The sequence below is a fragment of the Microbispora sp. CL1-1 genome (genome assembly GCF_012034195.1).
Taxonomy (GTDB): domain Bacteria; phylum Actinomycetota; class Actinomycetes; order Streptosporangiales; family Streptosporangiaceae; genus Microbispora.
In genome coordinates this window covers 36,678-49,160 of sequence record NZ_JAATEK010000041.1, presented here as the reverse complement: position 1 = coordinate 49,160, position 12,483 = coordinate 36,678, and the positions used below count along the sequence as shown (strand labels likewise).

General features: G+C 70.5%; 13 protein-coding genes. 8 read left to right on the top strand and 5 right to left on the bottom strand.

Going from position 1 to position 12,483, the window contains the following annotated elements:
• Nucleotides 1-54: 54 nt before the first annotated feature.
• Entirely contained in the window at nt 55-1,017 is a 963-nt protein-coding gene (locus HCK04_RS32910; RefSeq protein ID WP_142651266.1) for a zinc-binding dehydrogenase, read from the bottom strand.
• Between the two features lie 307 nt (nt 1,018-1,324).
• Nucleotides 1,325-1,840 carry an SSI family serine proteinase inhibitor gene (locus HCK04_RS32905; RefSeq protein WP_142651265.1) on the bottom strand — a complete coding sequence of 172 codons (516 nt, stop codon included), beginning with the start codon at nt 1,838-1,840 and terminating at the stop codon, nt 1,325-1,327.
• Between the two features lie 211 nt (nt 1,841-2,051).
• On the opposite strand from HCK04_RS32905, the gene HCK04_RS44430 reads away from it, so the two are divergent.
• The 4 genes from HCK04_RS44430 (at nt 2,052) to HCK04_RS32885 (ending at nt 6,437) form a co-directional block, all read left to right on the top strand.
• Nucleotides 2,052-3,215 carry a trypsin-like serine protease gene (locus HCK04_RS44430; RefSeq protein ID WP_142651264.1) on the top strand — a complete coding sequence of 388 codons (1,164 nt, stop codon included), beginning with the start codon at nt 2,052-2,054 and terminating at the stop codon, nt 3,213-3,215.
• Nucleotides 3,216-3,485: 270 nt separating this feature from the next.
• Entirely contained in the window at nt 3,486-4,667 is a 1,182-nt protein-coding gene (locus HCK04_RS32895; protein WP_142651263.1) for a hypothetical protein, read from the top strand.
• A 68-nt stretch (nt 4,668-4,735) separates the two neighbouring features.
• Complete coding sequence (locus HCK04_RS32890; protein WP_142651262.1) at nt 4,736-5,074, top strand: hypothetical protein; 339 nt, start codon at nt 4,736-4,738, stop codon at nt 5,072-5,074.
• 184 nt (nt 5,075-5,258) lie between these two features.
• Nucleotides 5,259-6,437: a hypothetical protein gene (locus tag HCK04_RS32885; RefSeq protein ID WP_168066468.1), complete on the top strand. Its 1,179-nt coding sequence runs from the start codon at nt 5,259-5,261 to the stop codon at nt 6,435-6,437.
• Between the two features lie 40 nt (nt 6,438-6,477).
• Here HCK04_RS32885 and HCK04_RS32880 read toward each other — a convergent pair whose 3' ends face one another.
• Nucleotides 6,478-7,914: a hypothetical protein gene (locus HCK04_RS32880; protein WP_205831002.1), complete on the bottom strand. Its 1,437-nt coding sequence runs from the start codon at nt 7,912-7,914 to the stop codon at nt 6,478-6,480.
• Between the two features lie 271 nt (nt 7,915-8,185).
• On the bottom strand, nt 8,186-9,349 hold the full coding sequence (locus HCK04_RS32875; protein WP_205831001.1) for an NADP-dependent malic enzyme: 1,164 nt from the start codon (nt 9,347-9,349) through the stop codon (nt 8,186-8,188).
• 295 nt (nt 9,350-9,644) lie between these two features.
• On the opposite strand from HCK04_RS32875, the gene HCK04_RS32870 reads away from it, so the two are divergent.
• Nucleotides 9,645-10,172, top strand: coding sequence for a CGNR zinc finger domain-containing protein (locus tag HCK04_RS32870; protein ID WP_142623090.1), 528 nt, complete (start codon nt 9,645-9,647; stop codon nt 10,170-10,172).
• A 43-nt stretch (nt 10,173-10,215) separates the two neighbouring features.
• On the opposite strand, the gene HCK04_RS32865 is transcribed toward HCK04_RS32870, so the two are convergent.
• Complete coding sequence (locus HCK04_RS32865; protein WP_168066466.1) at nt 10,216-10,599, bottom strand: S24 family peptidase; 384 nt, start codon at nt 10,597-10,599, stop codon at nt 10,216-10,218.
• Between the two features lie 18 nt (nt 10,600-10,617).
• Between HCK04_RS32865 and sodN the strand changes: the two genes are divergently transcribed.
• The 3 genes from sodN to HCK04_RS32850 all read left to right on the top strand — a co-directional run bounded on the left by sodN (nt 10,618) and on the right by HCK04_RS32850 (nt 12,457).
• Nucleotides 10,618-11,019 (top strand): superoxide dismutase, Ni, encoded by a 402-nt coding sequence (sodN, locus tag HCK04_RS32860; RefSeq protein WP_142651260.1) that lies wholly within the window; start codon nt 10,618-10,620, stop codon nt 11,017-11,019.
• Between the two features lie 212 nt (nt 11,020-11,231).
• Nucleotides 11,232-11,657 (top strand): ATP-binding protein, encoded by a 426-nt coding sequence (locus tag HCK04_RS32855; RefSeq protein WP_079316287.1) that lies wholly within the window; start codon nt 11,232-11,234, stop codon nt 11,655-11,657.
• A complete protein-coding gene (locus HCK04_RS32850; protein ID WP_030511447.1) occupies nt 11,657-12,457 on the top strand; it encodes an RNA polymerase sigma factor SigF in 801 nt (266 codons plus the stop codon). The genes HCK04_RS32855 and HCK04_RS32850 overlap by 1 nt, the downstream gene beginning before the upstream one ends.
• Nucleotides 12,458-12,483: the final 26 nt, after the last annotated feature.

Here is a 12,483-nt window from a genome sequence, read left to right as displayed (position 1 = left end):
CCCGGCCGAAGCCTTCCGGGCCGGGACGCGCCCTCCGCGCCCCGGCCACGCGCGTCAGAGCGTGAAGACCACCTTGCCGAAGACCTCGCCGCGGTGCATGGCCGTGAAGCCCTCCTCCGCCCGGGCCAGTGGCAGCACCCGGTCGATCACCGGCCGGACACCCGTCTGCTCCAGGAACACCGCGAGCCGCGCGAGCTGCTCGCGCGTCCCCATCGTGGATCCGATGATCGACTTCTGCAGGAAGTAGACCTGCGCGAGCTGCGTCGCGGCGACCATGCCGCTCGTCGCGCCGCAGGTGACGATCCGGCCGCCCGGGCGCAGGGAGCTGAGCGAGTGCTTCCAGGTGGCCTCGCCGACCGTCTCCATGACGGCGTCCACCCGCTCGGGCAGCCGCGCGCCGGTCTCGAAGACCCGGTCGGCGCCGAGCCCGAGGGCCCGTTCCCGCTTGTCCTGCGAGCGGCTCGTCGCCCAGACGCGGAAGCCGCCGGCCCGGCCGAGCGCGATCAGCGCGGTCGCCACACCGCCGCCTGCGCCCTGGACCAGGATGGTCGAGCCGGGCTCCAGCTCAGCCTTGTCGAAGATCATGCGAAAGGCCGTGAGCCAGGCCGTGGGCAGGCAGGCGGCCTCCTCGAAGGAGATCGACGCGGGCTTGGGCACCAGGTTGCGGCGGGGCACCGCGACCTTCTCCGCGAACGTCCCGTCGTACTTCTCCGACAGCAGCGAACGCGCCGGGTCGAGGGTCTCGTCCCCGTCGACCGGCGTGCCGATCACGGAGTGGACGATGACCTCGTTGCCGTCCTCGTCCACCCCCGCCGCGTCGCAGCCGAGCACGATCGGCAGCCGCTCCTGGCTGATCCCCACGCCCTTGAGGGTCCACAGATCGTGGTGATTGAGCGCGGCGGCCCGGACCGTGACGGTCGTCCATCCCTCCGGCACGACGGGCTCGGGGTGCTCCCCGAGCGTCAGGCCCTTGATCGGGTCGTCCGGATCGAACTGTGTGGCGGTGACGGCGAACATGCCAGAACATTACTCCGGCCGCCGCCTCCCGCCCGGACACCCTCGTACGGCTCGTCGCGACCGCGACGATCACCCCGGCCGTCGCGGCGGCACAGGCCACTCCGGGCGACGTGACCGTCAAGGCCGCGGCTCGGACACCCGAGAAGGCGGCCGCCAACCGGTGGACCCAGTGATGGCTCACGTCTGACATATCAGGGCAAGGTCGGACAGGGGGCCCGGCGGGACGTCCCGCCGGGCCCTCTCGTGTCACGGTTCCCCGGTCCACCTTTTACGTTCCCCGTACGCCGCGTGCGGTCGACTGGGATCGTCAGAAGTCGAACAGCGCCCCGGCGGCCGACTTCAGCTCACAGTCGTTGCCGAAGGTGCGCCGGAACTGGAAGTACTTCCCGTCCCATATGCCGCTGGCGGTGACCGTGACAGGTGCGTAGATCATCGTGCAGGGCGCGGCCGCGTTCACCCGCAGCGCGCTCGGGTCGACGCCCGCCCTGTTCAGCCACGCGCACGCCTCCTCCGCGGAAGGGTGCGAGCCGCCCACCGGAGAGCAGTTCAGGAACACCGACCGCGCCGGCGGCTCCGCCTGTTCGCCCTCGGCGACGGTCAGGATCACCGCCCGCACCCGGGCGGCCGACAGCCGGGACGCCCGCAGGGCGACTTCGGGCGGCGGTGGAGCGGGCAGGGTGTCCGCCCACTCCGGGAGCGATGTCGCCCCGTCGCCGGAGACACCCGGCCGAGCAGGAACCTGCGCGGCGGCCTCGGCAGAGGCCTGCGCAGCGGGGCCGGCGGCCAGCGCCGCACCGGCCAGTAGGACAAGCAGCGGTTTCATGCGATCCCCCCGTTTCCGCTGCTGACCAGCGTGTTCACGGGAGAGCTCCAGGGCAAGCGTCCACTCCGGACCTCAGCGGAAACGTGGCGTACCACAGACCACATCGGTTCCGCTCGATTCATAACGAGGTGGACAAGAAGCTGTGCCACAACCGTATGGATCTGGAAAAATCACCCCTTACTGACCATATCTCCGCCCCGAGAGGCTCACGGTGACCAGGAACCTCACACTCGCCATCGGTGGCGTCGTCGCCGCCGCGAGTGCGGTCGCCGTTTTCTGGAGCCAGGGGCCCGCCGTTCCCGCGACCGCCGCGTCCCGCGTGGCCACGACCCCGGTCTCCGCGGTGACCGGCGTCGACGAGAGCGCCGGTGTCAACAGGAACGCCGGCGTCAACAAGAACGGGGTCAGCGCCTTCCCGCTCGCTCCCAGCCAGGCGGACAAGCAGCGGGTGGCGGCCTATTGGAGCCCCGAGCGGCTCAAGCAGGCCAGCAGCTACGTGCCCAGCACCAAGCCGTCCCCCTCGACCAGGAGCACGACCTCCGCCGTGGAGATGGGCCCGGGGGACGCGAAGACGCACACGAGGACCCCACGGGGCGCCGCGCCCCCGCCCGTGGCCTCCCCGCCGATGGTGGGCAAGGTGTTCTTCAAGGTCGGCGACAAGGAGTTCTGGTGCTCCGCCTCCGCGGTGCACTCCGCCCATCGCAACCTCGTCGCCACGGCCGGGCACTGCGCGTACGCGCTGTCACAGGACAAGCCGGTGCAGAACTGGGTCTTCATCCCCGGGTACCACGACGGCGTCGCCCCTTCGGGCATCTTCGTCGGCCACACGCTCTACATGCAGGAGGACTTCGCCGGCCAGGGCGACTTCGACCGCGACTACGCCTTCGTGACCGTGCACCGGGGCTTCTCCTGGCAGCCGTACGTGGAGGGCGGCAGGCTCAAGTATCGCTCGGTCGACGTGGGCCGGCTGGAGGACAAGGTCGGGGCGTTCCGGTTCGCCTCCGGCAAGCCGCTCGGACGGCAGACGTACGTCTTCGGCTACCCGGCGGGCGCCAATCCCGACGGCACCCGCCCGTACACCGGGCAGACGGTGAAGTCCTGCGACGGCATCACCGAGAAGAAGTTCGTCAGCGCCCCGACCTGGCAGCTTGAGCACGGGGTGCGGCTGGCGGGCTGCCCGTTCACGGCCGGCGCGAGCGGCGGCCCGTGGGTGATCGGCTACAACGCCACCACGCGGACCGGCTACCTCGCCGGGATCACCAGCCTGACCTGGAACCTCAACGGCGGCGGACGCCTCGACGCCGTCTCCACGCCCTACTTCAACCAGCTCACCCAGCGGGTGTACACCCAGGCGAGCAAGCAGGGCACGGGCTGACCCCCTCCAGGCGCGTCACCATGTGATCTGCGTCACACAAGGACGCCCCCTTCGACTGCGCCGCGTGCTCGGCTTGACACGGACGGAAGCCGAGGAGACCTGCACTGATCGCACGTTCCTGACAAGCGCTGTCGAATGTCACGAAAAGATCACGCGCACATCGGTCCGAAAAGCTCCCGAAACACGGATAAGGCGCGGGGTACTGTCTTTACTGTCCCTTTACTGACGTGTGGGACGCATGTGACCTGCCCCGACAGCACCTGGAGATTCATGAACACGCGAGTCAAGCGCCTGATCCTGCCCATCGGGGGCGTGGCCGTCGCCGGCCTCGTCGGGGCCTCGATGGCGGCGCCGGCTCAGGCCGCCGGCGACACGGCCCACGACACCCTGGCCGGAAGCGGCCTCGCCGCGAAGAACGTCATCGCCTACTGGCTCAACCAGAAGGCCTCCAACCTGCTCCACGCCACCCCGTACGGGTATGAGAGCCAGGTCAGCGCCAAGCACATCTCGAGCGGCGGCCCGTCCGCCGACAGCAAGCCCGGCATCGTCTCCCCCATCGGCGGCGGGTCGTCCGGCGGCTCGCTGAAGAACGTGAACCTGCCGCGCACCACCGGCAAGGTCTTCTTCCGCGGCGGCGACGGCAGGCCGCACTGGTGCAGCGCGACCTCCGTCCACTCGAAGTACGGCAACCTGGTCGCCACGGCCGGGCACTGCGTCTACGACACCAAGACCAACCGGGCCACCATGGACCGCTGGGTGTTCATCCCCGGCTACTACCAGGGCAAGGCGCCGTGGGGCATCTACGTCGGCAAGACGGCCTACACCCACTACGACTACGACGTCTACGAGGACGGCGACCGCGACTACGCCTTCGTGACCGTCTACAACGGCATCAAGGCGGGGCGCGGCGGCGACCTGCGCAACGTCGCCGAGTGGAGCTGGAAGCAGGTCGACAGGAAGACCTACGCCGGCCACGACCGCTTCCTCCGCAAGAGCAAGGGCGGCAAGTACTACGTCGTCAAGTTCACCGACGCCGGCCGGCTCGAGAGCAACGTCGGCGCGCAGGGCCTGGCCTACAACCAGAAGGTCGGCAGCTCGGTCTACGTGTTCGGCTACCCGAGCGGGTCGCACCCGGACGGCAACCACGCCTTCACCGGCCAGACCCTCAAGTGGTCGTACGGCAAGACCTTCGCCGCCAAGGCCCCCTCGGTCAAGGGCGAGGAGCTCGTGGGCGTCAAGTCGTCCTTCACCGGCGAGGGCTCCCTGGGCTCGTCGTGGCTGCTGAGGTACAGCAGCTCCAAGCGGCTCGGCTACCTCAACGGCGTCACCAGCGGCGTCTCGGACACCGACGGCAACCGGCGGATCGACACCAGCGTCTCCCCCTACTTCGACGGCGAGACCTACGGCGTCTACAAGGCCGCCGCCAGCAACTGGTCCGGCTCGATCGCCTGAGTCGCGAACACCCCGGTGCCGGTCCGCGAGTGACATGCTGGGTGGACGGCGATCACGAGGAGATCAGGATGACCCACCCTTCCAGCACGCGGCCCGCCTTCCGGCGCACCCCCCTGAACGCGGAGGAAAGGGCGCGCGGCGAGATCACCTTCTCGCAGCTCGTCACCCACCACCTCACCACCCAGGGACGGTTCCGGATCACCGCGGACACCCCGGAAATGGTGGACCTGTGGCAGACGGTCGCCCGCAGGGTGGGTGAGACGCTCCAGCGGCCGGTGGTCAGCTACGCCAACGGCCGCGACATCGTCATCACCTTCGCCCAGGAGGCCGCCCAGCCCACGCAGGCCGCGCAGCCCACGCAGGCCGCGCAGCCCACGCAGGCTCCGGGTCTCACGGCACAGGCCTGAGCACCCCCCGGAAGTGCCCCGCCGCACCGCGGTGGGGCACTTCTGCGTTCCGGGAGAACAGCTCTCCACCCGCGTTGTTTTCCCGACTTGATCCCCGTCGCTGTATCTTCCTTCGCAGCCCCTTCACACCGCACTCCCGAGGGCGCCACGGGCGAGGGAGACGTTCCACAGCAAGGAGATCCGGTTGAAGCGCATCCTCCCCCCGCTGTGGGGTGCGGCGGCGACGGCCGCGTTGCTCGTCAGCGGGACGGCGGTGCCCGCTCACGCCTACGAGATCACGGTGACGACACCCCTCGTCTCCGGTGAGAAGGCGGCGGACGTGATCGCCTACTGGCTCGGCGACGGCGGACGCCCGCTCACGGCGGCCACTCCCTTTTCCGCACCGGCCGGGATCCAGGCCACTCCCGTCAAGGCCGAGGGCAGCGCCCCCGGCGGCGTGCGGGGCGTGGTGCCGGCCTCCGCCGGGGTCAAGCGGGCCTCCGGTCCGTCGAGGAACGTCAACCTGCCGAGGACGACGGGCAAGGTCTTCTTCGTCGGCTCGGACGGCCGCCCCCACTGGTGCGCGGGCACCTCCGTGCAGTCCGATCACCGCAATCTCGTGGCGACGGCCGGACACTGCGTGTACGCCCCGAGGCCCGCGGCAGGGAGCACGTCAGAAGGCACGGCAGCGGGCACGGCAGCGGGCACGGCAGCGGGCACGGCGCAGGGCGCGGAGGACTCCACCCCGGCGCCCTACCGCTACTGGATCTTCATTCCGGGGTACGCCGGCGGCGGCACGCCGTGGGGCGTCTACGTCGGCGCCCGGGTCTTCGCCCACAGCGACTTCACTCGATATGGCGACCTCGACCGCGACTACGCGTTCGTCAGCGTCCACGCCGGACTGCTGCCCAAGCGCGTCACGCTGCGGGACGCGGCGCAGTACGCCGCGTTCTCCGCCGGGCCGAAATATCGCACCGCCACCGGCTACACCGGCGTCAGGCTGCTGCCCGCGGGGCGTCTCGGCGACAAGGTCGGCGGGCAGGGCCTCGCCTACAACCTGCCGGTCGACCGGCCGCTCGCCATCTTCGGCTACCCGACGCAGACCGCCGAGGGCCACGCGACCGGGAGCACCCGGCTCACCCGCGCGTACGGCAGGCCCTTCCTGGCCCAGGACCTGTCCAGGAGGGCGAACGAGCTGATCGCCGTGCGCTCGGCCTTCACCGCCGCCTCGGGGTCGCCGTGGCTGGCCGCCTACCACGGCGTACGCGGCCTCGGATATCTGAACGGCCTGACGATCGGCCTCTCCGGCCCGGGGACCGGCCTGTCGCCGTACTTCGACGGGGAGCTGTTCCAGGTCTACAGCGCGGCGCGGCGCGCCGGCTGAGGAGCACCGGCTGAGAGCGGGGGCTGGCGGCGGCGTCGGATCAGACGCCGACCGCCTCCCTGCTCACGCTCTGCCTGCCCGTGCCCTGCCGGGCCGCGCCCTGCCTCCCCGCATCAGCCGTGTCCTTCGCGCGGCCCCGGCCGCGCTCCAGCACCTCCGCCACGCGCGGCTCCGCGGCGTACGGCGCGAACCGGCGGCACATGTCCGCCACGTACGTCCGGGTCCGCGCCGACTGGATGCCCTCGGCCAGGTCGAGGGCCGACGACGCCGCCTGGCACGCCTCCTCCAGCTCGCCCTCCTGGATGAGCGAGGTGGCGAGCAGCGAGAGGTTGAACATCTTGCCGCGCACGTAGCGCCCGTCCATCAGCAGCGAGCGCCGGGCCTGCTGTACGGCCCGCGTCCCGTCGCCGAGGTCGCGCAGGCAGTGCGCCGACTTCGCGGCGAGGTAGGCCTCGTCGAAGTAGCCGATCCAGCCGGGCTCGTCCTGGGGTCTGCGCCGGTCGAAGGCGACCTCCGCCTCGTGCAGCGCGCCGCCGCACGCCTTGTGCTCCCCGAGCAGGGCCAGGGCGTGCGCCTCCAGCACCCGGGCCTCGGCCAGCAGCGTGCCGACCCCCGAGCGCCGGGCCGCCGCGACGGCCGCCCCCGCCAGCTCCAGCGCGTGCCGGGAATGCCCGATGTAGACGGCCTGGTGGCTCATCCCGGCCAGGATCTCGCCGCACAGGGCGTGGTCGCCCGCGCCGCGCGCCAGGCCGAGCGCCTGGATCAGGTAGCGCTGGGCCAGCCCGTGCTGCTCCAGGTCGTAGGCCATCCATCCGGCCAGCCGGGTCAGCTCCGCCGCCGCCGTCGCGAGCGAGCGCCCGGTGGCCTCGCCGTACGCGCCGTCGCGCAGCAGCGGCGTCACGGCGGTGTGCAGGTAGCGCACGACCGGGCCGCGGATGCTGCCGCCGCCGAACCGGTTGTCCAGCTCGCTGAACGACCGGGTGACCTCACGGATCGCGGCCACGTCAGAGGGCCCGACCCGGCGCGGCCCGTTCGCGGAAAGCCGCTCCCCGTCGGGCGCCGCCAGCCAGCGGAACATGCCCGCCGAGCCCGCTCCCAGGGCGAAGGTGGAGTCGAGCAGGAACCTGCGCCGCTCGACGTCGGCCCTCCACAGTGCTGTCACGCTTGCCACACCCTCCTCCCACGAATGGGGGAACTTTTGTCCAAGATCGGCGGGCACCGTTCCGCGCGGCATGCCGATGTCCTCCCTGGACACCTGCCGCCCCAGCCGCAGCGAGAAGATCTCGGCCAGCAGGCCGGGCACCGGTTCGCGCGGGCGGCGTCCGCCGATCCAGCGCAGCACGGAGCCGTGGTCGTACCGCATTCCCAGCAATCCCCGGGCCGAGCCGAGGCCGTTGAGCCGCCGGGCCAGGCCCTTGCGGGACAGTCCGGCTTCGGTGAGGTGCTGCTGGAGGAGGCGGTTGGGGTCACGTCGCATCGCTCTCCAACCGGGACAGGCAATAACCGAGTTGGTTACGGAGAGCTTTCTTTATAGCACTAACCGTGAGGACCTAAAGGGATTCCCAAATGTTCGGCGCCCTGGCAAGGGGCGCTGACGAGGCCGACGACAGGGCACGATGCCAGAGCACGACGAAGGGCCGCGCCCCGCGTCCGTCACGCGGTGCGCGGCCCCCGGGGTCCGTGTCTACGGTCGTGTCTACGGCGGCGGCCACGTTCCGTGCCCATGCGGCCGCCTGCCTCAAGGGCGGCTACTTGCGGGCGACGCCGTCCTCGCGGGCCTGCTGCGCCACCGCGGCGATCACCGCGGGCGCGACCCGGGCGTCGAACGGCGAGGGGATGACGTAGCTCTCGGAGAGGTCGTCCCCGACCACGGCCGCCAGCGCGTCGGCCGCCGCCACCTTCATGTTCTCCGTGATCGTCGTGGCGCGGACGTCGAGCGCGCCGCGGAAGACCCCGGGGAAGGCCAGCACGTTGTTGATCTGGTTGGGATAGTCGGACCGGCCCGTGGCGACCACGCGGGCGTGCCGCGCCGCCACCGCGGGATCCACCTCGGGGGTGGGGTTGGACAACGCGAACACGATCGAGTCCTGCGACATCCCGGCGATGGCCTGCTCCGAGACCGTCGATCCGGACAGCCCGACGAAGACGTCGGCCCCGGCGAGCGCCTGCTCGGTCGACCCGGACAGGCCCGCCTTGTTGGTGTCGCGGGCCAGCGCCCGCTTGACCGGGTTCAGGTCCTCGCGGCCGGCGTGGATGACGCCCTTGGAGTCGGAGACCGCGATGTCGCCGATCCCGGCGTTCAGCAGCATCCGCGACACGGCGACGCCGGAGGCGCCGGCGCCGGCCACCACCGCGCGCAGCTCGCCGAGGGACCGCCCGGTGAGGCGGGCGGCGTTGCGCAGCGCGGCGAGGACCACGATCGCGGTCCCGTGCTGGTCGTCGTGGAAGACGGGGATGTCGAGAAGCTCCCGCAGGCGCTCCTCGACCTCGAAGCAGCGGGGGGCGCTGATGTCCTCCAGGTTGATGCCGCCGAACGACGGCGCGAGCCTGACCACGGTCTCGACGATCGCGTCCGGGTCGGTGCAGTCGATGCAGATCGGCACGGCGTCGACGCCGGCGAACTCCTTGAAGAGCAGGGCCTTGCCCTCCATCACGGGCATGGCCGCGGCCGGACCGATGTCCCCGAGCCCCAGGACGGCGGTGCCGTCGGAGACCACGGCCACGACGTTGGAGACCCAGGTGTAGTCGTTGACCAGGTCCGGGTTGTCGGCGATGGCGGTGCAGACGCGGGCGACCCCCGGTGTGTACGCGAGCGACAGGTCGTCGGCGTCGCGAACCGGAACAGTGGAGCGGACCTCCAGCTTGCCGCCACGGTGTAGCGCGAAAGCGGGATCCAGGTCGAGAGATTCCAAGGAAACAGGTGTAACGGTCACAGCGACCCCAGTGTCGAAAGGACGAGTTCCTTCGGTAGCGCGCCGTCAAGAGAACGAGAGCCCTGGCTTCGGTAGCCGCCGGGGGCCGTCGTCGTTGACGGTCGTCTCTTGAGGGGGGTACGGGGGTCACCCGTTCCCTGATTGTGCCACACGAAGTGACAACCGCCTCTGCCGGATCGGGTCGCATAACGTTGTACGCCGAGGTGTTCCCCCAGGCCATCGGGCGTGTAATACTCGGCTTTGCCAGTGATCTCTTACTCATTTGGGCGCCCCAGTGGACTTGACGTCTTACGCCGAGCTGGCCGTTCAACTGGTCAACATGGGCGACGAGCTCAAAAACCCCTTCTCCCTTCGTGCCCTGCTGGAGGAGACGGGCCGCACGGAGGCGGCCGCCCGCCTTACTCGCCGTGACATCGACGCGCTGTGCGAGCTGCGCGACGAGCTCGCGGGGGTCTTCGCCTCCGCCGCCGAGGGCGACGACGCGGACGTGGTCGAGCGGCTCAACGGGCTGCTGGTCCGCCATCCGGTGCATCCGCAGATCTCCGGGCACGACGGGCAGCCCTGGCACCTGCACCTGACCGAGGGCGGCCGGGTCGCCGACGCCCTCGCGGTCGGGTCGGTCATGGGCCTGGCCAGCGTGGTGACCCGGCTCGGCGTGGATCGCCTCGGCATCTGCCAGGCGACGCCGTGCCGCAACGCCTACCTCGACACCTCCTCGAACCGGTCGCGCCGCTACTGCTCCGAGCGGTGCGCCAGCCGGGCCAACGTGGCCGCCTACCGGGCGCGCAAGCGGGGCGCCTGACAGGTCCGGAGGCAAGGTCAGGAGGCAAGGTCAGGAGGCGAGATCAGGAGGCGGGCGGCGCCGGGAAGCGCAGCGCGGGCCTCGGCCAGTAACGCAGCACGACCCTGCCGACGACGTCCTCCTCGGGCACCGCGCCGAAGTCCCAGCTGTCGCGGCGCCCGGGGGCCGACTGGTTGTCGCTCTCCAGCCACCAGCCGTCCCCGGTGTGCCGGAAGGCCCGCTTGACGATCAGCCCGTGCGGCCGCCTGGCGACCACGACGTCGCCCGGGCGTACGGGGGCGCCCAGCCGTACCAGCAGCCAGTCTCCCGGGCGCAACACGGGCAGCATCGAGTCGCCGGAGACACACACCGCTGTGAGCACATCCCCCTCCGCACAGTCATTTCGAGACGAGTAAGGTCGGTCCTGGAACAGTGCTGTCACCAGCATTCCTAAGGAAGGATTCCGATGCTCGCACGACTGCTGCGACCCAGGCACGAGGCATCCGCCCATTGCGACCTGCCGTGCGGGGTCTACGACCCGGCGCAGGCCCGCATCGAGGCCGAGTCGGTGAAGGCGATCATTAAGAAGTACGCCGAGAACGACGACCCGGTCTTCAGGACCCGCGCGCTGATCATCAAGGAACAGCGGGCCGAGCTGGTCAAGCATCACCTGTGGGTGCTGTGGACCGACTACTTCAAGCCCCCGCACCTGGAGCAGTACCCCCAGCTTCACCAGCTCTTCTGGGACGCGACGAAGCTCGCCGGCGCCGCCGGGGCCAAGGGCACCGTCGACCCCTCGCTGGCCGACGACCTCCTCGCGAAGATCGACGAGATCGCCAAGATCTTCTGGGAGACCAAGGCCGCCTGAGCCGCGGAATCACGGCCCCGCACGGCCTCCACGGCCGCGCGGGGCCAGATCATCTCAAGGCCCATACAAACTCCATATTCGGTAGTACGGAATTTACGTGCAGTTACCTCCAAGGATCGCCACAATCAGCGCGTCCAGCCGGGGCAGCACCGCGCGAGTGGCGGTAGGTTGCAGTCAGCGGCACTCAGCCGGCTGAAGGGGCGAGGAGGAACGTGACCGAGGAAACCGAGACGCCTGCGGTGGATCTGACCGGGATTCGCGATGCTGTGAGTGTCCGGCTGCCCGCCGTGAGCGCCTACCTGTCCGTGCTGCGCACGGCAACCGCCGGGCTCGCCGCGCGGCTGGACTTCACCCTCGATCAGATCGAGGATCTGCGCATCGCCGTCGACGAGGCGTGCGCCATGTTGCTGCGGCACGCTGTGCCCGGAACGGATCTCCTCGCGGAGTTCGAGCTCACGGGCCAGGAGATGACGGTCCGCGTCGAGGTCAACACGCTCGGCGTCAGCTCGCCCAACCGGGAGGACTTCGCCTGGATGGTGCTGACGGCGCTGGCGGACGACGTGGACGCCATCTCCGATCACGCCGACCACCTGGCGATCGTGCTGCGTAAGCGCCGGAGCACGGCGAGGCCGTCGTGATGACGGAAAGGACGAGTGCGATGACCTCCGGCGACTCGGCGGTGCCGGACCGCGTACGCGCGCGCACACTCTTCGCCGAGCTGTCGGAGCTCCCGCCGGACGACCCGAGGCGCCAGCGCATCCGCGACGAGCTGGTCGAGCTCCACCTGCCACTGGTGGAATACCTGGCCCGTCGCTTTCGCAACCGGGGCGAGTGGCTCGACGACCTCACGCAGGTCGCCACGATCGGGCTGATCAAGTCGATCGACCGCTTCGACCTCGCACGCGGCGTGGAGTTCTCCACGTACGCCACCCCGACCATCGTCGGCGAGATCAAGCGGCACTTCCGCGACAAGGGCTGGGCGGTCCGCGTGCCGCGCCGGCTGCAGGAGCTGAAGCTGTCGCTCACCAAGGCGATAAGCGAGCTCTCGCAGCGGGAGAGCCGGGCGCCCACGGTCGCCGAGCTCGCCGTCCACCTGGGCATGAGCGAGGAAGAGGTCCTGGAGGGCCTGGAGTCGGCCAACGCCTACTCCACCGTGTCGCTCGACGCGCCCGACTCCGGCGACGACGACGCGCCCGCCGTGTCCGACTCGCTCGGCATCGTGGACGAGTCGCTGGAGGGCGTGGAATATCGGGAGTCGCTCAAGCCGCTGCTGGAGCGCCTGCCGCCGCGCGAGAAGCGGATCCTGCTGCTGCGTTTCTTCGGCAACATGACGCAGTCGCAGATCGCGACCGAGCTGGGGATCTCGCAGATGCACGTGTCCCGGCTGCTCGCCCGGACCCTGGCCCAGCTCCGCGAGGGCCTCACCGCCGAGGACTGACCGCCCGGCCCGCAAAGATCAGAGAC